This is a genomic window from Nitrospirota bacterium, assembly GCA_016178585.1.
Lineage (GTDB): Bacteria > Nitrospirota > Nitrospiria > JACQBW01 > JACQBW01 > JACOTA01.
On the sequence record JACOTA010000015.1, the window covers coordinates 1 to 23,178 of the forward strand.

The window sequence follows — 23,178 nt, forward strand, 5'->3', positions numbered from 1 at the left end:
GGATTTAACCTCAAGGCGAAACTGACCATGAGAAAAGCATACGGTTTTCGGTCGGTAGAAAACCTACAAATCGCCTTATATCATACACTTGGTAATCTGCCAGAACCGGAAACAACCCACAAATTCTGCTGAGGAGCCAACTTTTCTTTCCATTTTTTGTCGGCTCCCCCCACACCTCCCGCCGAAAGAATAAGAAAGATAAGGAAAATTTTTGATTTTTGTTCCCCGCGACTGCAGGGAGCGGACGAGGCGCGCAGATTAGTCCGTTTTCTGTTCAAAATAGGTTCGAGCAAAGCAAAGTAATACAGCACTAAAAATAAAAAAGGGAGGCTTTTGGCCTTTCTTTTTTTATCTTCTCAAAACATCCAAATTTCCTAATGATATCCATGATGTCAAATCAAAGGCGTTTTCTTATAGTAAAGATTTGGAAGGAAAAAGAAATTCATCATGAACATTGATTATATACACTCGAATTGCTAAACTTAATCTACAATAATTTATTGGAGGAGGCCGTGCCAAAAATTTCTTTTCAGATACCTATTGAAGTCAGTAAGGTCATATCAAAACATCCAGAAATAAACTGGAACAAGGTAATCAGCAACACCCTAGGTAATTATACTAAAAAAATAAGACTCCTGGATTCAATCACCTCTAAAAGCAAACTTGCTGAACAAGACATTGAAGAAATCGATCATGTCATCAAGTCCGGCCTTCTCAAAAGATACAAAAAAGCCTGATGAAGTTTGTGATAGATACAAACATTCTCATTTCGGCCCTCCTTAAAAAATCCGTTACCAGAGAAATTCTTCTCTTAGACTCTTTTGAGTTCTTATTGCCTGAATTTGCTCTTGAAGAAATAGAGGTTCACAAAGATTATATTTCCAGGCGAAGCGGTTTAAACAGGGAAGAGTTAGATGTAATACTATCCATCCTCCTGGAAAATATAGCGATCATACCGTTTTCTGAGATAAAATCTAACTTGAAAAAGGCTGATAAGATTATGGGCGGTATTGACCCTCTGGACGCTCCCTTTGTCGCTCTTGCTCTCTCTGTAGTAAAAAGAGGGGACAGGTCTATTTTATTGTCATTCTCCTAGAATTTTAATTTATCAGCCCGCTCACTGACGTAAAGCAATAATGTCAACTAAATAGACCTGACTCTAATATTTGGACTCTAATATTGGTTTGACTCTAATATTTTGTTACGAAAATAGAAATAGGGCTTTTACTATGAAATATCTAGGGGAATACAGAATGGAAAATTCTGAGAAAATATTCGATATAAAGAAAGTGACATTAAAATTAGAAGGAGGCACCTTACGGGTTATTTCCGAAAACGGCAAAGAGAAACTTGTTTATTCCGGTCTTCAATTTCTATCCCTACAATCCCATTAAAAATAGCGGGTTAGCTGAAGAACGGCGCTACTTACCTGCGGCACACTTCCATTTACCGTTTCTATCCCTCCGGATGAAAAGCTAATGTAACTCGCAATCGTTGACCGGCTCGACAAGAAATAGGCCCCGGACATTTGAGTCGTCGTTGATTCATCATAGGGGCTGATGAATGCGATGGCTCCAAGCTCAAGGTTCTTTACCAGGGAATCAGGCCAATCGGCACGGACAAACAACTCCTGTTGCATCCACGGCTCCTGCTGGTCAAAGGCATACTGCCGGACATACCAGAGTTCACTTGCCAAAAAAGGATTAGCGGCGCCCAGGCTGAACCAGCGGTTTAATTCCTCATGATTCAGACCCGACTGGTGAAAGTGATACTCCAGATTCACCGTCAGTTTTGACGGACCCGACCATGAAAGGCCAAAAGCAGAGTCTTGTTGCAGACTTGCACCCGCGGCTTGCTGTGGGATCACAGGCGTCATCGCAGGAAGGCTTCCCGTCATTTTTCCAAAAGTAACCGCTCTTTCACTTAAATCAGGTTCCTTCGCTGCGGACCATTCGAAAAGGCCTACCAAACTGGGACAGATTACCTTGCTGACATTGAGCCCGACCCGCGTAATCGCGCTTTCGTGATAAAAGAGCATCTGGGGAGAAAAACTTGCAATATCGTATGAAAGAGTAAGAAGAATTCTATCGGAATCATTGGTCTGTCCGAAAAGAGGGTCCAGACTGGCAGGTCCTGAGGCTGTGATGGGTTGGGCTGCCTGCAGTCTCGGCGCGTAAATGATGCTTGCAGCGCCTGAGTCCCATATCTTGTGAAGATGAAACATGACCGTTCCCAGCCTATTTTCCCTCAAGGAGGAGGGATCCTGAGATGCCTGGGTCAACCCGGAGCGGGATTTGAAGTAATCGGTGGGATTAAAACCTAACGCGACGCCATTTCGGATGTTGATCCTTCCCGCCTCCAGAAATGTTCCTGGAAAAGTCTCCTCCGAGAGATACACCTCGCGAAAATTCATCTGGGCCGATCCTTGAGAAGGAAAAGGAAGGTTCTCCGCCTCAAAGGCGCTGAGGCGGCTGCTCAATATGAAACTCAACGATTGCGCGACTTCCCAACGACGCGTCAAATCGACGCTCGTTCGATTTTGCCAGCGGGGGGAATCTATTGGAACGGGAACAGACAAGGTCTCCCTAAAAGAGGAGACCGTCAATGCATCTTCAATGTAAAGACGAAAAAAGTTCTTGGAAAGCATCCGCGGAGCTTCCTGACGTTCGGGCTGGTTTCGTACCACGTCCGGAATTAAGCCGAGATCGGAGTTCTCGTCGGCCAAGAGAGGCGCCGCAGTAAAAAGGAGCGCCATAAACAGAAAAATCGCTCTACCCATCATTCGATTTTCAGATGCGGCAAGAACTCTCGTTGGAACCAGGCCTCCGGTATTTCCTGGTAACGATAGTCTGAAAAATTCATGGTGGTAACCTGTCTCGTATTTACGGCGTCGATGATGATCACCTCTCCTGGCCTTTTTGTATCAAGCTGTTCTTTGTACCTATGATAATAGGCTATTTTTAGGAGCCTTCCGCTATCGGCGTAAAACTTTCCTTTGACGGGATAAAAAGTCCCTTGTTCCACCCAATATTCGACGCGGCTGTAAATCGTGTCGTCCCTGGCCGGCGCCAGGTCGAGATGCCAACAGATTTTCGGCTTCCGATCGGCATCGTCAAGCGTTTCAGTTCCGAGAAGTTCAGCCTTGTAGTCTGTCGCCAGATTAACCGTGACGACATCACCTTCGGAGGCTTGCCCGATCAAGCGCTGTTGGGGGGAGATCCGAACGCTCGCCTTTGAAGAGGGGTCAAAGAACCACATCTGGGAACCATTCATCAGAACCAGCTTTCCGAAATCACGAAGAGGCTCGATGTATCGAACAAGCGTTTTGTATTGGCCCAACTCCTTATCTTCCTTGGAAAAAATGATCAATGTTAATTCATTGCGGGCCACTCCTCCGTCATATTCGATGAGCTGACTCATCATCCGGAAGGGCTTAGCAGGATTTCGAACTTGATCCGATCGTGTAATAATCTCTTGAGCTGAGACCTTTTCCGGATCCGGTGACGCGGCAATCGAAAGATTAGAGTTGAAACCCAAAAGGAAAACCAAAAAAAAGACGACCATCAGGCACTCCTTCATTTTCATACATGTCCCAATGCATCAACAACTTTCATCCTGGCCGCACGATTTGCGGGAATGAACGAGGCAAGGGCCGCCATCAGACAAAGACCCAGCCAGATACCAAACATAAGCCCGCCTGATCTGTTGGTGAGGACATTCAATGGAACGGGAGCGGCTTGTCCGGGCGGAAGCCATGTCAGACCCGCATGATTGATAATCTCTGCGGCCGCAGATCCCAACAAGATTCCGGCTGTGGCTCCGAGCACTCCAATGATCAACCCCTCAATCAAAAACTGAAGGCGAATCCCTTTGCGTTTTACGCCAAGGGCGCGAAGCGTTCCGATTTCCTGGGTTCTCTCCATAACGCTCATACTCATCGTATTGATGACCATAAACAGGACAATCACTCCCATGATCGCCGCGATAAATGAAAAAATGGAACCAAACATGGAGACGACCTGTTTATAAAAAGGCTGAAGTTCCAGGAGATCGCGGACTTCAAGGTCCAGTCTCTTTTCCCGGATCAGTTGTTCAATCCTCGCGCGGGCAGGACTCATCTCTTCTGTATTGTGGAATTGCAATACAATGCTAATGGCCTGATGCTCGCTACGTCCGAAGAGAAGCTGCTGGGCCAGGTTAAAGTGCATACCGATGAAACTATCGTCAAGCTCCTTAACCCCCAGAGGAACGGCTCGATCCACATATAGACTGACGACGTTAGGAGCGCCTGCAGTAGTTCCGGCTAGAAGATCGAGCCTTGGGAGCGTGCTGTTTTGGTCTCTGCTTGTCAGATCCTTGTCCCGCCCGGTCAGTGAACTAAAATCCCGGTTCAATGAGGGTGATCCGGAGATAATGGGAGGCTGCTTCGAAGGGCAATCGGTAAGGTGAAGCGGCTTGCAAAGACCGAGGATCCGCCCCACGCCGGCGCCGACGAATCCACGTGTGATATCATCGTCGACAAGCCCCGTCTCTGACCTGGGATATCCGCGTCCCATGTCATACTCATCCCATTTTTGCATCTGTCGGTAGTCTAATGGAACAAGCCCAACCCCGAAAAACGTCTTCGAAACATCGGCATCGAAGTTTCCGGCAATTCCAAAGAGGTTTATAGTGGGGGTAATCACGGCGATCCTGGACTTGAGGAGAGGATCTTGTGAAAGGAGAGAAATCACCGACGAGTAATCAGGTATCCCATAGGCTGAAGGATTTCCGGAACCATATTTGAAATATCCATTACGGAAAAGCGCAACGTGCCCCCCTTGTTTAACGGCATTCGTTTGAAGCCCCAGGACAATGTAATTTACAAATTCGCCGAAGAGGAGCATCGACATTGCACCCACGGCAATTGCGGAAATGGTCATCAGGGATCGCCTGGTATTTCGGAAAATATTACGGAAGGCGGTTTTGAGAAGAAGGTTCATTTAGTCTCCGATCTGCGCTCGACAAGCTCCCCGTCCCGAACGACGAAAACTTCCTGGGCATGAGAGATCAGCTGTGGATCATGGGTTGAAAAAAGAAACGTCGCGCCCTGCTCTTCCCTAACCCGATGCATGATCTCAATAATCGCGGCTCCGGTCTTGCTATCGAGATTGGCTGTGGGTTCGTCCGCAATCACCAGTCCGGGACCCTTGACCAACGCCCTTGCAATGGCCACGCGTTGCCGCTGTCCGCCGCTAAGCTGATTGGGACGGTGATCCGCATGTCGATCTAATCCTACGGATTCGAGTATTTTCAGGGTCCTTCTTTGACGTTCCAGCTTGGGCAGCCCCAGGAGGATTAAAGGGTATTCCACGTTCTCGTAGGCGCTCAGGACCGGAATTAAGTTAAAACTTTGAAAGATAAACGAAATGTTCCGCGCGCGAAACTCTGAAATCTGGTTGTCCGTAAGCTCGGCGATCGGTTGACCGAAGATGCGAATGCTCCCTTCCGTCGGGAGGTCAAGGCCTCCTACAAGATTTAGAAGCGTTGTCTTCCCGCTTCCGGAGGGGCCCAGGATCATTGAGAACCGATTACGAGGAATTTCAAGGCTAATGGTCTTGAGGGCTGGCACGCGAATCTCTCCGGATTGATAAATTTTGGAAACGCGATCAAAAATCACCGCCGGGGCGGTGGCCCGGTTGTCATCGGGAGTCTGAATTCCAGCTTGCAATATGCCCTCGCTCATGGTTCAATAGGATAGTACCAGTTGGTACCGGTTGGCCTAACATACAGTACCAATGGGTACTTTGTCAAGCGTTCGTGTAAACTTTTAAAAAAAGATGACAAAGATAAATGGGGTAAAACAAAAAATCAATCAAGACCGGACAAGTGAAAGGCCCGCGTGGCTTCCGATACTGCCGGATCCTCGAGATGAGGAAATTTTGGGCGCGGCTTTTCATGTTTTTTCCGAGCGCGGCTTTTACGAAGCGACGATGCTTGAGATCGCGCGTTGCGCTCGCGCCTCCAAGGCGACGCTCTACGCTCGTTTTCAAAACAAGAGCGGTCTTTTCAAGGCATTGCTCGAATGGGGGGCGCGCCGGTACCTGGGCATATCTAATTCAATCGAGAAAGACTCGGCCATTGATCCAAAAGAAGCGCTGATTCATTACACCACTTTGATCCTGGAAATCTCTATGCAGGCCGAGGCCCTGGCATTATTTCGGATTGCAGTCGCTGAATCGAGGAGATCTCCCCAAATTGGTCGAATTTATTCGAATACCCTAAAGGAACATTGTGAGGGAGTGTTAAGCACGATAGCAGAACAATTAGTCCGCGCCGGACAATTGGGCCGGGTGGATGCCTCGGAATTCAGCGACGTATTGCTAGGTCTGTTGAGAGGGGAACTCTTTTATAGAGCGATCCTGGGTACTGAGACCTCTCCCTCCGCTGGACAATTGAAAAAACGCGCCCGGCGGGCGGTGGAACTGACCCTTCGGGCCTTCCCCCCATGAACAAAAACGCTTGTCGCCTTCCAGTGCGAATATCCCCTGGGACTCCTCTCCCTGCGCGGCCCCTTTTTTATCTCGCCCTTATTCCAAGCCATTCACAACAAAGTCCACATTGCGACTTTTGGCAATCACTTCATATCCCATGAGTTCGAGGTCTTCGGCATCCAGTTTTCCGTCGCCATTGCGGTCCTCGATCACATCGGGAGCCGTACCCTTTACCATCGTGATAAAGAGATGCGAAGGAATCATCTCCCCTTCAACTCCAAAAGCATTTTTGGCTCCGGCGATCCAGGTGGCCCAAATTTCCGTACTTGCGGGCGTGCGGTTAGTCACCGCAATGATATTGAATAAGTTCGCGATATTTTGGCCCGGACCGGCGCCCACCTTTGTGGAGGAGATCAGGACGACCAAACCGGGAAAATGGTCCTTATCCGCTCCCAAACTAAATGTTCCGGGAAATGGCGCCGCATTCTGATGCGCGCCCGGACCGGTGAGTTCCAGCGAGGCCCCGGTTGAGGCCAGATCCCCTTTGAATTCCACCGCCAAATCAACCAGGAACCCTCTTGATGCCACACCGGCAATATCTCCGGCGCCTGGCGCGAATATGGTTACCTTCGCCGGACGATCATCAGCAGCCGCGGCTACACCAGCCGTCAGAACAAGAATGGAGGCGCTTAGTATAAGTTTTTTCAATATAGACATGTGATCTTTCTCCTTAGAGTCTCTATCGGAAGAGATCGAATCAAGCCTGTCGGCCATCTCCCCATCCGACTGTTTAATAATAAGGGGTGCAAAGGGTTCACTCTGCACCCCTTTATTTTTGTCTGTTGAAGCCTTTTTACTTGTCTCGATTTCTTAGCGTACCGCGATCCCTTGCGCAAACAGGGCGAATTGTCCATAGACAACCCCCAAATTGCTCAAGCTCCCATCACGTTCGATACGGAACATATCCACGTTTCCGCTCCCAGGATCCAGGGCATAGAGAAAACGTCCGTCTGAGGTAATACCGAGGTCGAGCGGTTTATTGCCTCTCCTATCCGTAGCGTTCAAGAGCGACACTTGCCCGTTTTGGGGCATGAGGTTGTAGCTGGAGATCGTCCCACTGCCGGGATTCGTAGTGAAGATATCACCCCGTTCGTTGCCCGCGATCCAGCAGGCCGCTTTCTGCCCATTGACCACCGATCCGCTGATCACCTGCAGAGTATCATTTGGAAGAATATTGTAAGTCGAAACAGCATCGGGACCTACTTCAACCACCACGAGGCGACCCCGCTCGTCAAAAATAAAACCGAAGGGGACTTTACCGTTTGATGCCGAGGTGACCGGAGTCGCTGCGGGCAATCCGTCGTCGCTTACCGAGTAGACGATAATCTGACTTTCAGCTCTATCCGTCACCACCAACTTATTTCCCTCCGGGTCGAAACCGATCTGGGAAAACGCCCCGGTCGACACCAGCGATCGGGTGGAGTTCGACAGGGGAGTTAAATGGCCTCTCTGGCTCAAATTGAAACCTGTGATATTAGGAGATGGCCCGGCGTTTAGAACATAGACCAGGTTCTGGTCGACCGTCACGCTGACGGGAAATGTTCCTCCTGAAGCAACCTTATCCGCCAGTTCTAATCCATCCGGCAGGACCCGGAAGAGAGAGAGTTCATTGCTCCCTCCATTGACGGCAAGGAGCCATCTGTGATCGTGGCTCAGGACAAGGGAATTCTGGGAAGCAAGCGGATCAAAACCGCCCCCTGAACCCTTTCCGCCTGTCAATACCGAACCAATGTTCGTTAGAATCCCTTCCTCGTCCCGGCTGAAAACAACCACGCTGTTCCCGTTTGAAACGTTGGTCATACTGTAGACGGCCCCGACCGGGTTCGTGTTTTTTGCAAAAACGGTCATTGTGGAGATCATCAGCATCCCCACGCTTAATACGGTTGCTATAAACTTATGTTTCATTTTAATACTCCTTATATTGATTGATTAAAAGTGGTTCGCAGCAAATCTAAAAAAAGCGCTTCGCAATTTTATTAGATCAGTGAAAGTAATTTTTACGGAAACCTATTTATCCATTTTCATTTCATCTTTCTTCATTTCACCTCCTTTCATGTCGTTTTCCATCATCTTGTCGTCCCCTTTCATCATTCCATCTTTCTTCATCTCTTTTTTCTTCATCATCATCCCCTTTTTTTTCATTTCATTGCCTTGAGCAATCATTTCAATCCCCTTCTTGATCATCTCATCAGCGCTCATCTTTTCGCTTTGCATCATTTCCCCTTTCTGGCCCTCCATCTTCATGCCTTCCGAATCCATTGCAAATGCCGGCAAAGTGGTCAATAACATCCCCATCAACGCTGCCGCTAATATTAACGGTCTTCTTTTTACTGCTGTTTCCATCTGTTTCTCCTTTTATTAAATGATTGGGTTGAATTTTTTAAGTTATTTTTCATGGATACGAAATCAATAACTTTGATGGAGTGACTTTACCAACAGAGTGTGAAAAAAAAAATAAAGGGAGTATGAAGAATTAATGAAGAAGGGTTCGAAGGTGAAGAAGAAATCTTTTTTTTGTATCTACTGGCCAGGAACAAACTTTAATGCCGCTGAGTTAATACAATACCGTAAGCCAGTGGGAGGCGGTCCATCCTTGAATAAATGCCCCTGATGACCGCCGCACCGTCTGCAATGGACCTCGGTCCGGGGATAAAGTAATTTCCAGTCGGTCCGGGTCCGTACCGCCGACTCGCTTACCGGCTGCCAAAAGCTTGGCCAGCCGGTATGGCTGTCATACTTGGCCTCAGAGGAAAATAGGGGTAAATCACATCCCGCGCAGAGGTAGATGCCATGAGCTTTATTGTTGAAATAGGCATTCTTAAAGGGGGGGTCTGTTGACTCCTTTCGTAGAACGTTGTACTGATCCGGGGTCAAAAGTGACCGCCACTCATCGTCTGTCCTGGTCATTTCAAAGGATTCGTCAGACTCACCCGATCGAACCAGTCGGGGCTTGACGGAAACGGCAAGAATTCCGACTCCCGCAACCAGGGTAGATTTAAGGAATGTTCTTCGATCCATTGGCCCTCCTGCTATTTAACTTTAAAAAAGATGGTTTCACCTGCATAGTCTTAAACTCGAGTAAATTAAATTTATCTACCCAAATGTAAACGCGAAGAGCTTTACATTTGCTTTTTCAAAGAATAGTTCGAAGAGATGATCTCTTCCGTCGCTTTCTGAAAGCGCAACAAGATTGTACATTCTTGATTCGGAAATCCTGACTGTGCCGTCTGGTCCCACATCTTTCCCGCGAAACTCCGCAGGAATTGGTTTTCCATCCAGAAGAACTTTTGCGGTCAATTCTTTCTCTCCCGCGACCATGACCAGGTTGAGCTTTGGCGCGTTAAACCGGAATTGAACCGCGCCGTGCGGAGATTGGAGAACCGCGGCCTCTTTAGTGATTTTCCACAGACCTTTCAGCGCCCAGCGGTTCAGAGATAGTGTCGAGGGCGCCGTATAAGGCAAGGCGGAATCCGCCATCATTTTTTGAGGAGATGAAAAATGTTCCGTCCGTCCATACCCAAGGTAGGTTTCGTCCGAATGGATTTTTGTAAAATCAACCGAACTTTTTGGAGCCTCCAGCCTCATAGGTTTATGAAGAAGTTTTGCCTCGACTAATAGAGCCTGGATGGCTTGCTCAGTCTCATCAATATTACCTTCCCCAAAATGTTCTTCACGGATATTCCCCTGAACGTCGATTAAATAGTGCGCCGGCCAATATTGATTGTTATAGGCATTCCAGGTCCCATAATTATTGTCTATGGCAACCGGGTAATGGATGCCATGCCGGATGATCGCCTGTTTCACATTGGCTTCTTCTTTTTCAAAACTAAATTCCGGAGTATGCACCCCGACGACGACCAATCCCTGATCTTTATACTTTTCGTACCATTTCGTGACGTAAGGAAGGGTTCGAATGCAATTGATACAGGAATAGGTCCAAAAATCCACCAGGACCACTTTTCCTCTCAAATCCATAGAGGTCAGACCAGGAGAATTAATCCATGTCGTAATCCCGGAAAATTCCGGCATCTTGCCCAAAACAGGCAACGGTATTTTTCCAGTCGAGGCCAGAACGACACCAGGTGAAAAGTTAGCTATGGGTGTAAAACCCGCGAGACGCGTCGAGGAATCATTTTTCCCCAGCAATTCTTTTTCAATCTTGTTGGTGATGAAAAATTGTCCGGGAAGGTGAGAAAGAAGCTGAGTATCAAGATTAAAGAAGAGACCAATGACCGTCGCGAGCGTCGTAAATCCAAAAAACCTGTGGAAAAATGGCCCCCACGAGCGAAACCTTTGAATTTGGCGAAAAATTCTCTGTCCCCCATAACCGATCAGGAGCATTGGGACAGCCGCTCCCAGAGCATATCCTCCCATCAAGAGGAGGGTATGTGTAAACGATCTCTGAACGGTTGCCAATGTAAGGACAATACCCAGGATCGGTCCTGCGCAGGGCGCCCAGATCAAACCCAACGATGCCCCGATCAGAAGGGAGGAGAGTCGGCCCTCTTCCGCAACGAACCGGTTAGTCCCTACAATCCTTTGCGCCATGGAACTGATTCGGCCTCCAATTCCTTCCCAGAGCTTCGGCCATATCAATGTGAGGCCAAAGAAAAAGAGAATGACCAATGCCACTTTGCGGAGGAGGGAGTTGCTTAATCCCAGAATGCTTCCAAAGAGAGCAAAGGCCGTTCCGAATAAGGCAAAACTACTCGAAAGACCCAACACGATCCAGAAAGGACGGTGACGAAGGGGCGTCGAGACTGACGCGCTCAGAAGGGGTGGTAGAATGGGAAGAACGCAGGGACTTAACACCGTCATCAATCCAGCGAAAACCGATAATAACTCCAGAGTCCAATTCATGATTTTCTCCTTTTCAACTCACCACTAAACATCATCGAGGATACTCGATCCACCGATTATTTCCCCATCTCCTTCATCTTCATATCCTCCATTTTATCGCCTTTCATTTCGTTTCCCTTCATCATCCCCTCTTCTTTCATCATTCCACCCTTTTTCATCTCTTTTTTCTTCATCATCATTCCCTTTTCTTTCATTTCTTTTCCCCGGGTCATCATCTCATCCCCCTTCATGATCATCTCATCGGCGCTCATTTGTCCGCTCTGCATCATTTTTTCTTTCCCGCTATCCATCTTCATGCTATCCGGATCCATCGCATAAACCGGCAGACTGAGGAAGAGCATTCCGAGAAAAGCTATTGTCCAGAAGGAATGATTTAATTTTAAGATTTTTTTCATGGGTTTCTCCTTTTTTGTTTGGGTTAGACTTCCTTTTTCCCTGTACTGGAAAAAGGCGCTTTTTATTTTACAGAAGTAATCTTATCAGAAAATCTTGAAGGAAGAATAAAGGAAATATGAAGAGTTTATGAAGAACCATTCAATTAAAAAAACTGTTGCAAACCAAAAGTAAATCCAACCTGCTTGATCGGCTCTTGAGTCCAGGCGATATCCCCTCTTAGAATACCACGATAAACTCTCGGAAGAATAATCCGGAAACCGGTTCCAAACGTAATAAAGGGCTTGTCGAACCCGGCGACTGAAAAGCTTTTTCCATCCCATGTCTTCGCTAAATCGGCAAATAGATTTCCCTGGAGGATCCAGTTCGGGGTTTCCAAAAGTGTTGGACGGACCTCAAGATTAAACAGCCAGAAATGATCGCCGCGGAATTGTTTATCCAAAAATCCGCGGAGAGTATCCAATCCTCCCAGATAAAATTTATGCTGAAACTCATTGCCGGTCTTTGAACCGACCTGAAACTGGGTGGCGACATTAAGTTTTTCCTCCGGACGGAATCCAGCATTCCAGCGCAATTCTCCTCTGACAAAATCAAAGTCTGATCCCAAAAAACGCTTGGCAACCTCTCCTTGTAAAGTGACCTCAGACCCCTCCACATAAAATTCATCTTTATTGACCTTTCCTAAAATGATCTGAGGTAAAAAGGAAACGGTAAGACCGGAGTTTAACGCCTCATTGCCGGCAAAAAGAGCGTTTCTAGTGTAGTGTCCGCTAAATAACTGGACAACTATTTATGATTATACCCCTCCCTTGATGGGAGGGGTAGGGGAGGGTGAAAGGTGATCTGTTCCCCTCTCCCAGCCTCTCCCACAAGGGGAGAGGAGTCGTGTAATACTTACGGTATAGACTGAGACCAATCCCCGCGCGTACATTATCAGTTAGTTCTCTTAAAAACCGGGTATTCCATCTCACTTCTTCATTATCGAAATCCCCTTCTTCCACGCCTTCAGATGTAAACAGAGGCAAATTGATGGTATGAACATAAACCTCAGTTCCGAAATTATTTCTTCGGGAATAAAAATAGGGATGGCGGAACCAGGCAACACCACCACTTCTGCCGCTCATATTTTCATACTGCGCTCCAATCTCCAGAAGCCTGTCCAGGAAATTCACCTCATAGGCCCCTACGGTTAAAAGGGATGTTCCTCCGCCCTGTTTGTACTTAAAAATGGGAATTAAAGAAATCTTGTTTCTGAGATGAAAGTGAATGACCTGTTTCCCATTTTCTTCCTCCACTTCATGATGAAGATCATAAAAGAGCCCCGTATTTTTAATTCTTTGAATATCCCTTTTCCATGTCTCTGGATCAAATTCATTTTCTGCTGTTGTATCAAGAAGCTGGCGAACAACATTAGAGTGAGTCCTGGCTCCTTCAATTTCGACCTTTTCTACCGGAAAAGCTGAAACATCGATTGGAAAATATAAGACCCCTATTGAAAAAATGCAAAATAATAATCTTTGATTATAATTGGTTATCATCTGAAAAGATTCATTGGTAAAATGGAGAAGGCCTGTTTAGAACAGGCCTTCTGATTAAATGTCATTTCTGACCAAGAATCGATGGTGTCATCGATTGACTTATCGGCCTGATTCTGATCTTTTATTTATCACCGTTGCCCGCGACCCGCACAATAGGGCAGTTGATGATTAACCCCGGCTCCGGAAGAAGTCTCATTTGCCCTATTCCAGCCAGGCGAAAAATCTCCTGCTCCGATTTAATAAGAGGATAAGCCTGGAATGACTGATTGGTAAATGTCACCGGCGCGATATCCCACATCGGGCTATAGTCTTTGTCGATATTTGATGGGCCTACCGGATTCGGCGCCGAATCTTCTACGTTTTTTTGCGCAGGGTTGGCACTGCCCACAAAAGGGTGAAGATCTGCTTCTGCTCCGCTTCCTCTCAGATTAACAAGCTTGGACACAAAGTTCGAACCATCCTGAACCGCCGCAGCCCTGTCAGAAGCATCTGTGCTAATATAGAAATTGACATGGCCATTTGCAAAACCTTTAATCAGCGGAAGCGTAATGGTCCCCTCTCCCTCAGCGGCCTCTTCAAGGTTAACTTCAAGCGCGCCAGGAAATGTTCCTGTGGAAGTAACCATGACGGGGCAGTTTACCACTATCGTGGTCGCCTGGACAATCACTTTACCGGCAGATTGAGCGTCCTGAATATCTGCTTCCGATTTCAATGTCACCGGCGTAAAACCTTTTTGCCAGGTTACCAAATGGATCAGCCAGAGAGGACTGTAGTCAGGATCGGTATTGTTTGGACCGACAGGATTCGGTACGGAATCCAGGATATTCGGCTGACTGAAGTTTGTGACATGGTACAAATCGGCTGTTCCCAATGCCCCGATTGCATTCACCAGTCTGGGAACATAGGTGGTCCCATCAGCGGCAGCCACAGCCGCATCGGAAGCTTCGGTATTGATGTAATAAATCATCTCCCCGTTAAAGAAACCTGGAACAAGGGGCATCGTTATCTTGGGAGCCGCAGACGCGCTGACAGGATAAGCCATTGAGACCAGAGCGATGATTCCCCCTAAAAATACGGCCGTTGAAAATACCCGAGCCAATCTAACTATGAAACGTTTCATACTATCTCTCCTATATTTTATAAGGTTTAGGTGCTTTAAAAGACAACCGCATCCGCTGGACTAACCGCGATCCAGATTAAATTTATTTCTTGTTTAAAAAAGACGCTTTTGCTTTTTTCTGAAATGATTCTACCGAAACATTTTGAAGGAAGAATAAAGGGAATATGAAGAGCTTATGAAGAGTGCTTTACAGGGGAAGGGTAAACCAGACCTGAGTCTGACCGGATCTGCTCCTGGTTCCTACCTCTCCGCCATGAGCCTCAATAATCTGTTTTACAATGGCCAGTCCAATGCCTGCTCCGCCCCATTCACGCGACCGGGATTTTTCTCCCCGGTAAAACCGTTCAAAAATATGAGGCAGATCCTCCTCCGGAATTCCGGTTCCGCTGTTGGTGAAAAGAACCTTTAGCCGATTCCCTTCTCTCAGTAAATCAATAGCGGCCTTCCCTTCTTCAGGCGTATATTGCAGAACGTTCTGGATCAGGTTTTGAACAACCTGTATGATCTGATCGGTATCGGCGATAACGGGAATCGGCGCTCCATTCATTTTTAACCGAATCCTCTTTTGATCAAAACGGGTCTGCTCTTTTTGAACCAACCGCAGAATCAAGGGATAAAGATCAATCTGCTCTTTTTTCAGGACTCCTGTTTCGGAGTCAATCTGAGAAAGATGATGAAGCGCTTCAACCAGACGAACCAGCCGTAGGAGCTCTTCATGGAGGGAATCGATCGTCTCCCGTGACGGCTCCATTAAACGGTCTTGAATCGCTTCCAGTTGGCCCCGCATATTATTGAGCGGGGTGCGAAGCTCATGGGCCACGTTGGCGACCAGTTCTTTTCTCATCCCCTCGATTTTTTCCAGGCTTTCCACCATTCGATTAAAAGCGAGTCCCAGGTCGCCAACCTCATCATGGGTGGTCACCTTGACCCGCTCGGAGTAATCCCCCTGCGCCAGCTTCCCCGTTACCCGGTTCATCTGAGTCAGAGAGCGCATGACCTGCTTGGTCATAAAGAAGCTGAGAAGCGTAACCACTCCGAGACCGAGAAACATCGAAAGGAGAAGAAACTGATGGGTGGTATGAAGAAACATGGCATGGAGGACCTTGGGGTCAATATTATATTGTTTCATCAGATCCATAAAGTAGCCCGCGGCCAGATGATCAATCACCTGCCAGGCAAGAATAATGACAGTTCCGACCCCTAGAAGGTTAATCGCAACCAGTTTCCAGATCAGGCTGATTCTCGGGATTTGCATCTTATTCCTCATTATTCCTCAGCGAATTGGTAACCGATTCCCCTGACCGTTTTAATATACCGGGGGCGCGCGGGATTTTTCTCGATCTTCTGCCGGAGATTTTTAATATGCACATCGACCGTTCGATCAAGGACGGTAGCCTCGCCTCCCGGATAAATTTCTTCCAGCAGGGCCTCGCGTGAATAGACCCGTCCGGGAACAGCCAATAGCGTTACCAAAAGTTTAAATTCGACGTGAGTCAGTTGCAACGGAACGCTGTTTAAAGTGACCTTGTGTTTTTCCGAATCGACCGCAAGACCTTGAAACGAAAATGTTTTAAGGGACCCCGCTCCTCTTCGTTGAAAACGGCGAAGAATCACCTTGACCCGGGCGACGATTTCTCTCGGGCTGAAAGGCTTGACGACGTAGTCATCTGCGCCGATGGAAAGACCAACCAGTTTATCGATTTCTTCCACCTTGGCCGTCACCATCATAATCGGAACATCAGACTCCTGCCGGATCTTCTTACACACTTCTATGCCATCCAGCTTCGGAATCATCAGGTCGAGAAGGACAAAAACGGGCCGGCATTTCTTAAAGAGGGAAAGCGCGTCGATTCCGTTGTAGGCTTCGAAGGTCTGAAATCCCTCTTTTTGAAGATAGAGACTGAGGATTGAAGCCGTTTTTCGGTCATCCTCCACAATCAAAATTGAATCCTTCGGTGAGGCGGTCATTTTTCTATCCCCAGGTTGCTTAGAAAATTATAACATGGCTTTGTGAAGATAAGAAGAGCCGAAGAAAAAGAAGGCCTCAAACGGGATATCTCAGTCAAAAAAAGAGGAAGGCCAAAAACAGGCCTTCCCTTGAGAGAGTTAAATTTCCTCATAAAATTCCACCCGAGAATAAAAAAAGGATCGTTTAAGGGACACGCCGGATCGTAATTTCCGCCACCGGATTTCGCCAATCCCGTTGATCCGCCTTTAAATCTCCGATTCCATGAATTCCCCGGTGGATATGGACAAATCCCTCAGCGCTATCCCTGCTCGCGTTAAATCCCTCTCCCTGGCAAATAAAAGGAGGACCTGGAATATGGGAACAAAGCTCATCATTTGCTTCTGTTCCGGCATCATATGCAGGGGCATAAAGGGTTAACGATTCATTTTCGTCAGGTCCTCTGACATCGTCAATCGAAAAGAAAGCATCATTGGTAGGAACCAACATCGCGGCAATACTTAGAGAATTGAAAAGATGATCAGTCCCGATCATAAGGGTTACAGATTGACCTGGAGGGAGTGGAGCGCCTGAATTGATAACTATTTTTACTCCAGGATCGCTGGTCAAGAGGTTAGTGAGGGGAGCGACATTTCCCCCTTCAGCGAGAATTTCCAGTTCCACACTAGCCGGTTTTCCCAGAGTAAAAAGTTTCACTCCCGGTTGATGACTTGCCAGAAGGATAGGAGTAAAAATCTGACCGGAGGTAATATTGGTAATCGTGACTTCATATTTCCCGGCGCTTTTCCCCCCATATTCCTCCGCAAAACCTTTCACAGAATTAAAAGAAAACATTAACAGAACCAATACGCTAATACCCGTCGTTTGTATAAGCTTCATCGTGTTTCTCCTTATGATTATTAGGGTTAATTTTATTGACAAGACCGATCATAAAATATATTTTTAAAGAAAAGATGAAGGGATGATGAAGATTTGAGGAAGAATTGACCCGGCAATATGAACCAAAGAATGAACAGGCGGATTCTTTTTTGTTTTTGCGCTCCGGTCTGTTTTTCTTTTATAAACCTTTCCTTGGAATAAGCCTATGACAACAAAAGAACTTCTCGAAGCATATTACGATGGGCTTGCGCAAAAGAGCGGATGGGAATCCGTTATATCTGATGACTTCAAGTTCGTCGGTGGCGATATGACAAAGACAACTCCGATTGTGGGCAAGTCGGCATACATTGAAGTCATCAAAAGATTCTCTCGATTATTCAAAACCATGCGGGTGAAAGAAATGATTGTGGAAGACGATAGAGCTTGCGTCCTTGCGAGCTATGACTATATATTTCCTAACGGCACCAGGATCAATGGTGATGTTGCAGAATTTTGGAAAGTAAAGGATGGGAAGCTTCATGCGCTGACGATATTTTTTGACACCTATACTTTTTCCGTTCTTACGAAAAAGTAAATCAATTATCGTATTATGGCATACAACGAAAAATTAACCAATAGAGTCAGAGAGGCGCTTGCGCATTTGTCGAAAGTGGAAGAAAAGAAGATGTTTCGTGGCGTGACTTTTATGGTAAATGGAAAAATGTGTGTCAGCGTTGGTGACGATGAAATGATGTGTCGCATTGACCCTGCACTACACGAAGAAGCAATGAAGAGAAAAGGTTGCCGGACGATGGAAATGAAAGGAAGAGAATATAAAGGATATGTTCTCATCAAAGAAGAAGGGATGAAAAACAAGAAGGATTTTGGCTTTTGGATCGGGCTTGCGCTTGACTTTAATAAGAGGGCAAAAGCAACCAGGAAATAAAGTCCGGATTAAAGTTTTTTTGAATTCCTCCTGGGGGGCGCGTAGCGCGCGGGAGACGCTAGTCAGCATCATCGGGGTTGGTTTCAAAGGTCTGAAACCCCTCATAAAAATTCCACCCGAGAGTAGAAAAAGGATCATTTAAGACATACTTTTATTGACAAGCCAAATCATAAAATATGTTTTTAAAGAAGAGATAAAGGGATGATGAAGATTTGAGGAATAAAACCGGTAAACTGACAGAGGCAGGGATCTCATACGACCATAACGCCTGTCGTTGCCGGATAAAAAAGCTTAAACCACTTTATTTGAATTTTTCAGGCAAGGCTTTTTCTTTTATCAACTCAATCAAACGAACCTTCAGGTCATGAGGGACTTCTTCTCTGGGTAAATTGTTTTTATAGAACATTAACAGTTTTTTTTCATTTTGAAGTTTGATCCGGCAGTTGGGACAGGTGTCGAGATGCCCCTGAATCAACATCGCTTCTTTTGTATCCAGTTCACCATCCAGATAAGGATGCATAATATTAAGGATCGTACTGCAATCATACATTTTTTAAAAATGCTCCAGGAGAGTTAGAGTTTCACATACCTTTAAAGTTTACGAAGAGCCAGAATACAATATCTCTAACCCGTTGAATTTATTCAACTAGCATTGGGACAGTAGTGATTGGCCCCCATTTATAAATACCATCGGAGAAAGGCGGCGCCGCTCAGCGCAGTGACTCCAAGCCCCAGCATGAACTGCCGTACAAGGATCTGACTGCGAGATGACCAATGGACGGCACCCACTCGCAGATAGACCACCGCAAGAATAAAACCGGTCGCCGCGCAGGTTATTTTTATCACGAGCGCCACGAGTGCGATACCGGCGACGTCGGGAATTTGCCCCTTTAGATACAGGCTGGTTAAACCAAAACCTGCTCCGCTTGCGCCTTGGGTGGTCCAGCCGAGCACCATCAGCCAGGCAAGCTGATGGTGCCTGGCTTCATGATCCTGGCCCAGCCATAGAGCCACAGCCGGAGCGCTGACAACCATGACCGCTCCGAAATTGTGGACCCATTGCACGCAAGTATAAATAAGATCGCCCACGGTTTCACCCTACCTGGTGGCCATGACCTTAATAGATTTCTCAGGACCGGTTGGGTTGTGATCCTTGGCAACCAGTTTGATCATAATCGTGTGTTCGCCCGGGGTCATTTTGGGGAGTTTGTAGGTACCCTTTGTGTCATGAATGCCGGGTCCTCTTTTATCATCCACCCAAACATGAAAATGATCGCTTCCTGTCCCAATGGTGACCTCATAGCTAAGCGGATACGTCTCCCCGGCGTCAAGTTGGCTGCCATCTACCGGCAAGAGGATCTTGATGCTCCCGGCGGTTTCGGCTTCCGCATAGGTGGATAATGACAGGATTAATGTTAAAGCCAGCACCATCAATTGTATTGTTTTCATAAGACTTTGCTCCTTTTATTAATTGGGTTAACGTCGGACTGGTCCCTTCTGGAACCTTTGCCGTTTTCTTTTACCTATAATACCGGTTAAATGGCAAAAATATTCCCGGAGAGATTAAATTTCAGCCCGGGGAATAAAATTGGAACAAATCCGGTCTCTTTAATAAAGACGGCGTGGTATAATCATTTCCCTGATCGGATCAGGTTTAAGGGAGTTGCCATGCAGGAAGCGGAAAAACCGTTGCGCTTTGAGGAAGTCATTTTACCCCATCTGAACGCCGCCTATAATCTCGCTCGCTGGTTAACGCGGAACGACCACGACGCGGAAGATATCGTTCAGGAGGCTTGCTCTCGTGCTTTAAAATATTTTTCATCTTTTCGCGGTCAGAATAGCCGGACATGGCTTCTCACCATTGTGCGGAACACGGGTTACGACTGGATGAAGCAAAACCGGCCCAGGGATCAGGTGACTTTTTTAGATGACGACCCGCAAAGTGATTCCATCGACCCGTTGGATTCCCTTGCGAGAGAATCTTCAACTCCTGAGACCCTTCTTCTTCAGCGCGCCGATCGGGAAATGCTGATGAAAGCTCTGGAGGGGTTGCCCGTCGAATTCAAGGAGGTGGTGATCCTGCGTGAACTGGAAGAAATGACCTACAAAGAAATCTCCAGCATTTGTAACGTCCCGCTGGGGACGGTGATGTCCCGCCTCGCCCGCGGACGTAAACTGCTTCAGCAGGGGTTGGCAAATTGGGACAATCAAGGAGGATTGAAATGAACGATCATATCGAGCGGACAATCCTTCACGTTTATCTGGATAATGAACTGGATCCGGTTCGGAGTCTGGAAATCGAAAATCACCTGAAAAAGTGCCCGGACTGCTCAACAGCCTGCCAGAACCTGCAATCCCTGCAAACAGCTATTCGTAGAGAGCTTCCTTATTATCCGGCGCCATTGCAGCTTCGCCGGCGATTTGAATCGAGTCTGAAACAGGCTGTGAGCCATGGGCGGCCTCCGGCTCGCCCGTTTAAATTATGGCTATGGCCGGGAATCGGGGCTTCATTGGCCGTCGCTTTGATCATTTTCTTGACCCTTATGACACCTCTTTGGCGGGAGCCGGCTGAAAATATTCTGGTTCGAGAAGTTTTATCCAACCATGTGCGCTCACTCATGGCAAACCACCTGATGGACGTGGTTTCCTCAGATCTTCACACCGTTAAGCCATGGTTTAACGGCAAGCTCGCTTTCTCGCCTGACGTCAAAGATTTAACCAAAGAGGGTTTCCCGTTAGTCGGCGGCCGTCTCGACTACATCGACAAACACCCGGTGGCCGCCCTGGTTTTCCAACATCAGAAGCATTTGATCAATCTTTTTACCTGGCCGTCCACCAGTGAAAAAGAGAAGACAATACAAAATCTTGAAAAACAGGGATATCATCTCTTTCACTGGTCGCAGGCTGGTCTGGAGTACTGGGCAGTATCCGACCTGAATCCCAGGGAGTTTCAGGAGTTTGTCCGGCTTTACCAGTGAGCTGCTTTTCAGGTAGAATTGTGAACCGTCCTCGATTTCAGAATCTCAAGAAAAGCCCCGACTTTTAGACTTCGCCCCTCTTTTTTCCAGATCAGAGCGATTGAAGATTTTCGGATTTGTGGCGGCAGTTCATGTGCTTTAAGTTGAGCACGATTCGGAAATGCGTTAAACACCTTTCTGGGCATGATAGCGACTCCCATTCCAACAACGGCGCAACTGAGAATCGTGTAATAAGAAGAAAATTCAGCGATTCTCTCAGGAAACACTTCGGCGCTGGCAAGCCATCTTTCCAATATTTCCCTGTAAGTACAGCCCATTCTGAACGAAAGAACGGTCATTTTTGAACCATCTCTGAGGTGGGGCCAGTTTGAAGCTCTAACCTCACCTCAGGAAATTGTCGATGATACTCGGCCAGGTACCGGGGCAACTCCGTGGTCGCGACGCTCTCAAGGGTCCCCAGTCGAAAAGGTCCGTTCCGGGTCGGGTCAAGCAAAGCCTGCTTCGCCTGATCAACGAATGAAAGAATTTGACCACAATAATCGAGAAGCACTTTGCCATCAGGAGAAAGTTTAAGACGCTTATTTTCCCTCAAGAAGAGCGTCACTCCGAGTTTTTCTTCCAGTTGTTTAATTCGCGTCGTGATATTGGAAGGAACCCGGTAAAGTCTGGCCGCCGCCGAGGTAATACCGCCCGTTTGTGCAACCATCTGAAATATTCTAAGTTCTGAAGTCTCCACACATTCTCCTTTTAAGAATAATACATTCATAATAATTCATTTTTATTAACTTTTCAACTGCTGTAGAGTCGAACCTTAAACTTAAATCGGAGGTGACTTATGAATCTATCAGCAGTTGATCTGACAACCCTATATATTCTGACTATGGACATTGTTCTTAGCGGATTCCTTCTTGAGTTGCTCAAGAGAACGGGGGCTTCTTCAACTTTAATATTTGTGACGGGCTTAGTTTTTGCCGGCTGGCTTGCGGTTTTGTATCTGGGACTATCTGGACACTGGCTCTTTCCGTCTGACATTGGCGGATTCTCATTTTTTGTCGTAGTTATTTTGGGGGTAATTGTGGTGAGCGGCGTGATGCTTTTCTTTCCGCCGATCAAGAAGCATCTCTTCGCGGCGCCACAGGAGCTATTGCTTCTTCCTCAAGGCCTGCGGATGTTTCTAGGCGCTGGGTGGCTGATGGAATCCTCTCTTGGAATCATGCCAAAAGAGTTCGGCATTGCGGACGGAATCACTCATATTACCGCGGCCTTTCTCGCCCTAAAGGCCGGAATCCTGTATGCCAGAGGCGATCGAAGCCGCGGCGGGCTCTGGTTTGCGAATCTATTTGGTCTGCTTGATATCGTGGTGGTCGCACTCGGAATCTCGTTTGTCATGTTGAAAGAGATTACTCCTTATCATAACGTGATGTATGCGGTATTCTTCGTCGCACCGATCTTCATTGGCTTACACTTCGTGTCGTTGGTAAAACTTGCGACGAATAAAAGTGAAGGGGCCCGGCAATGAAGAGACTCGAAGTGATTACCGGTTCGGAAGGGGATACGGGGGAACCTAAATTGAACGCACTTGTTACCTTTTATAACGCGTTTAACAATCGGAACAGGGCCCTGATGAAATCTTCCTGGGCCAACGATACCGGGGTGGTGATGTCGAATCCCCTTGGCGGCGTCAAGAGAGGCTGGGGAGAAATATCAGAAGTATACGAAAGAATTTTTTCCGGACAAACGAAAGTTTTTGTCGAGTTCTATGAGTTTACGCTAAGAGGCTCGGACGAGATGTTTGTTGCTGTCGGACGTGAGCGTGGTTTTGTCCGAACGCCTGATCAGACGATTGAGCTAAAGATTCGAACAAGCCGGGTCTTTCAGCGGGTGGATGGCGAATGGAAGCAGATTCATCATCATGGCTCGATCGACGACAGTCATTTACTGGAACTTTATCAGGAAGCAGTGATAAAGAAATAGAGGCCGGAGAGG

Annotated in this window: 31 protein-coding genes; 10 read left to right on the forward strand and 21 right to left on the reverse strand. The window is 47.1% G+C overall.

What is annotated here, in order from left to right:
* The 3 genes from HYR79_02505 to HYR79_02515 form a co-directional block, all read left to right on the forward strand.
* Positions 1-132, forward strand: a 132-nt coding sequence (locus HYR79_02505; GenBank protein MBI1820558.1) for an ISL3 family transposase, incomplete at its 5' end; no start/stop codon positions are given.
* A 380-nt stretch (positions 133-512) separates the two neighbouring features.
* Positions 513-737, forward strand: a complete 225-nt coding sequence (locus HYR79_02510; GenBank protein ID MBI1820559.1) for a hypothetical protein — start codon at positions 513-515, stop codon at positions 735-737.
* The gene (locus HYR79_02515; GenBank protein ID MBI1820560.1) at positions 737-1,096 is read left to right on the forward strand and encodes a PIN domain-containing protein; all 360 of its coding nucleotides are present in this window, start codon (positions 737-739) and stop codon (positions 1,094-1,096) included. Before HYR79_02510 ends, HYR79_02515 begins: the two co-directional genes overlap by 1 nt.
* 294 nt (positions 1,097-1,390) lie before the next feature.
* On the opposite strand, the gene HYR79_02520 is transcribed toward HYR79_02515, so the two are convergent.
* Genes HYR79_02520 through HYR79_02535 form a run of 4 tightly spaced genes read right to left on the reverse strand, consistent with a single transcriptional unit; the run spans position 1,391 to position 5,725 of the window.
* Positions 1,391-2,782 (reverse strand): hypothetical protein, encoded by a 1,392-nt coding sequence (locus tag HYR79_02520; protein MBI1820561.1) that lies wholly within the window; start codon positions 2,780-2,782, stop codon positions 1,391-1,393.
* The gene (locus HYR79_02525) at positions 2,779-3,585 is read right to left on the reverse strand and encodes an outer membrane lipoprotein-sorting protein (protein MBI1820562.1); all 807 of its coding nucleotides are present in this window, start codon (positions 3,583-3,585) and stop codon (positions 2,779-2,781) included. Before HYR79_02525 ends, HYR79_02520 begins: the two co-directional genes overlap by 4 nt.
* Positions 3,582-4,982 (reverse strand): ABC transporter permease, encoded by a 1,401-nt coding sequence (locus HYR79_02530; protein ID MBI1820563.1) that lies wholly within the window; start codon positions 4,980-4,982, stop codon positions 3,582-3,584. Before HYR79_02530 ends, HYR79_02525 begins: the two co-directional genes overlap by 4 nt.
* Complete coding sequence (locus HYR79_02535) at positions 4,979-5,725, reverse strand: ABC transporter ATP-binding protein (GenBank protein ID MBI1820564.1); 747 nt, start codon at positions 5,723-5,725, stop codon at positions 4,979-4,981. Before HYR79_02535 ends, HYR79_02530 begins: the two co-directional genes overlap by 4 nt.
* Before the next feature lie 94 nt (positions 5,726-5,819).
* On the opposite strand from HYR79_02535, the gene HYR79_02540 reads away from it, so the two are divergent.
* Positions 5,820-6,491 (forward strand): TetR/AcrR family transcriptional regulator, encoded by a 672-nt coding sequence (locus HYR79_02540; GenBank protein ID MBI1820565.1) that lies wholly within the window; start codon positions 5,820-5,822, stop codon positions 6,489-6,491.
* Between the two features lie 78 nt (positions 6,492-6,569).
* On the opposite strand, the gene HYR79_02545 is transcribed toward HYR79_02540, so the two are convergent.
* From HYR79_02545 to HYR79_02600, 12 genes are all read right to left on the reverse strand, one after another.
* Positions 6,570-7,190, reverse strand: a complete 621-nt coding sequence (locus tag HYR79_02545) for a hypothetical protein (protein MBI1820566.1) — start codon at positions 7,188-7,190, stop codon at positions 6,570-6,572.
* A 153-nt stretch (positions 7,191-7,343) separates the two neighbouring features.
* The gene (locus HYR79_02550) at positions 7,344-8,438 is read right to left on the reverse strand and encodes a beta-propeller fold lactonase family protein (GenBank protein MBI1820567.1); all 1,095 of its coding nucleotides are present in this window, start codon (positions 8,436-8,438) and stop codon (positions 7,344-7,346) included.
* A 102-nt stretch (positions 8,439-8,540) separates the two neighbouring features.
* Positions 8,541-8,876 carry a hypothetical protein gene (locus tag HYR79_02555; protein ID MBI1820568.1) on the reverse strand — a complete coding sequence of 112 codons (336 nt, stop codon included), beginning with the start codon at positions 8,874-8,876 and terminating at the stop codon, positions 8,541-8,543.
* Positions 8,877-9,053: 177 nt separating this feature from the next.
* Positions 9,054-9,551: a peptide-methionine (R)-S-oxide reductase MsrB gene (gene msrB, locus HYR79_02560; GenBank protein ID MBI1820569.1), complete on the reverse strand. Its 498-nt coding sequence runs from the start codon at positions 9,549-9,551 to the stop codon at positions 9,054-9,056.
* A gap of 75 nt (positions 9,552-9,626) precedes the next feature.
* Positions 9,627-11,393: a cytochrome c biogenesis protein DipZ gene (locus tag HYR79_02565; protein MBI1820570.1), complete on the reverse strand. Its 1,767-nt coding sequence runs from the start codon at positions 11,391-11,393 to the stop codon at positions 9,627-9,629.
* A 56-nt stretch (positions 11,394-11,449) separates the two neighbouring features.
* Positions 11,450-11,788 (reverse strand): hypothetical protein, encoded by a 339-nt coding sequence (locus tag HYR79_02570; GenBank protein ID MBI1820571.1) that lies wholly within the window; start codon positions 11,786-11,788, stop codon positions 11,450-11,452.
* Between the two features lie 143 nt (positions 11,789-11,931).
* Entirely contained in the window at positions 11,932-12,441 is a 510-nt protein-coding gene (locus HYR79_02575) for a BamA/TamA family outer membrane protein (protein MBI1820572.1), read from the reverse strand.
* 115 nt (positions 12,442-12,556) lie between these two features.
* A complete protein-coding gene (locus HYR79_02580; protein MBI1820573.1) occupies positions 12,557-13,324 on the reverse strand; it encodes a hypothetical protein in 768 nt (255 codons plus the stop codon).
* Between the two features lie 121 nt (positions 13,325-13,445).
* Positions 13,446-14,444 (reverse strand): hypothetical protein, encoded by a 999-nt coding sequence (locus HYR79_02585; protein ID MBI1820574.1) that lies wholly within the window; start codon positions 14,442-14,444, stop codon positions 13,446-13,448.
* Positions 14,445-14,631: 187 nt separating this feature from the next.
* Complete coding sequence (locus HYR79_02590; GenBank protein MBI1820575.1) at positions 14,632-15,711, reverse strand: HAMP domain-containing protein; 1,080 nt, start codon at positions 15,709-15,711, stop codon at positions 14,632-14,634.
* A complete protein-coding gene (locus tag HYR79_02595) occupies positions 15,711-16,412 on the reverse strand; it encodes a response regulator transcription factor (GenBank protein MBI1820576.1) in 702 nt (233 codons plus the stop codon). The genes HYR79_02590 and HYR79_02595 overlap by 1 nt, the downstream gene beginning before the upstream one ends.
* Before the next feature lie 184 nt (positions 16,413-16,596).
* Positions 16,597-17,289, reverse strand: coding sequence for a spondin domain-containing protein (locus HYR79_02600; GenBank protein MBI1820577.1), 693 nt, complete (start codon positions 17,287-17,289; stop codon positions 16,597-16,599).
* A 205-nt stretch (positions 17,290-17,494) separates the two neighbouring features.
* Here HYR79_02600 and HYR79_02605 point away from each other — a divergent pair, with 205 nt between their 5' ends.
* Complete coding sequence (locus HYR79_02605; protein ID MBI1820578.1) at positions 17,495-17,863, forward strand: nuclear transport factor 2 family protein; 369 nt, start codon at positions 17,495-17,497, stop codon at positions 17,861-17,863.
* 15 nt (positions 17,864-17,878) lie between these two features.
* The gene (locus HYR79_02610) at positions 17,879-18,214 is read left to right on the forward strand and encodes a TfoX/Sxy family protein (GenBank protein MBI1820579.1); all 336 of its coding nucleotides are present in this window, start codon (positions 17,879-17,881) and stop codon (positions 18,212-18,214) included.
* Between the two features lie 301 nt (positions 18,215-18,515).
* Here HYR79_02610 and HYR79_02615 read toward each other — a convergent pair whose 3' ends face one another.
* From HYR79_02615 to HYR79_02625, 3 genes are all read right to left on the reverse strand, one after another.
* Entirely contained in the window at positions 18,516-18,764 is a 249-nt protein-coding gene (locus HYR79_02615; protein ID MBI1820580.1) for a zf-HC2 domain-containing protein, read from the reverse strand.
* Positions 18,765-18,892: 128 nt separating this feature from the next.
* On the reverse strand, positions 18,893-19,303 hold the full coding sequence (locus tag HYR79_02620) for a hypothetical protein (protein ID MBI1820581.1): 411 nt from the start codon (positions 19,301-19,303) through the stop codon (positions 18,893-18,895).
* Positions 19,304-19,312: 9 nt separating this feature from the next.
* The gene (locus HYR79_02625; protein ID MBI1820582.1) at positions 19,313-19,663 is read right to left on the reverse strand and encodes a hypothetical protein; all 351 of its coding nucleotides are present in this window, start codon (positions 19,661-19,663) and stop codon (positions 19,313-19,315) included.
* A 219-nt stretch (positions 19,664-19,882) separates the two neighbouring features.
* Here HYR79_02625 and HYR79_02630 point away from each other — a divergent pair, with 219 nt between their 5' ends.
* Together HYR79_02630 and HYR79_02635 are read left to right on the forward strand one after the other, a co-directional pair.
* The gene (locus tag HYR79_02630) at positions 19,883-20,440 is read left to right on the forward strand and encodes a sigma-70 family RNA polymerase sigma factor (GenBank protein ID MBI1820583.1); all 558 of its coding nucleotides are present in this window, start codon (positions 19,883-19,885) and stop codon (positions 20,438-20,440) included.
* Positions 20,437-21,192 carry an anti-sigma factor gene (locus HYR79_02635; protein ID MBI1820584.1) on the forward strand — a complete coding sequence of 252 codons (756 nt, stop codon included), beginning with the start codon at positions 20,437-20,439 and terminating at the stop codon, positions 21,190-21,192. Before HYR79_02630 ends, HYR79_02635 begins: the two co-directional genes overlap by 4 nt.
* An 8-nt stretch (positions 21,193-21,200) precedes the next feature.
* Here the strand turns inward: HYR79_02635 and HYR79_02640 are convergent, their stop codons facing one another.
* Both HYR79_02640 and HYR79_02645 read right to left on the reverse strand, forming a co-directional pair.
* Positions 21,201-21,530 carry a hypothetical protein gene (locus HYR79_02640; GenBank protein ID MBI1820585.1) on the reverse strand — a complete coding sequence of 110 codons (330 nt, stop codon included), beginning with the start codon at positions 21,528-21,530 and terminating at the stop codon, positions 21,201-21,203.
* The gene (locus tag HYR79_02645; protein MBI1820586.1) at positions 21,527-21,958 is read right to left on the reverse strand and encodes a LysR family transcriptional regulator; all 432 of its coding nucleotides are present in this window, start codon (positions 21,956-21,958) and stop codon (positions 21,527-21,529) included. Before HYR79_02645 ends, HYR79_02640 begins: the two co-directional genes overlap by 4 nt.
* Before the next feature lie 69 nt (positions 21,959-22,027).
* Here HYR79_02645 and HYR79_02650 point away from each other — a divergent pair, with 69 nt between their 5' ends.
* The gene (locus HYR79_02650) at positions 22,028-22,711 is read left to right on the forward strand and encodes a hypothetical protein (GenBank protein MBI1820587.1); all 684 of its coding nucleotides are present in this window, start codon (positions 22,028-22,030) and stop codon (positions 22,709-22,711) included.
* Positions 22,708-23,166, forward strand: coding sequence for a nuclear transport factor 2 family protein (locus tag HYR79_02655; GenBank protein ID MBI1820588.1), 459 nt, complete (start codon positions 22,708-22,710; stop codon positions 23,164-23,166). The genes HYR79_02650 and HYR79_02655 overlap by 4 nt, the downstream gene beginning before the upstream one ends.
* The last annotated feature ends 12 nt before the right edge of the window (positions 23,167-23,178 follow it).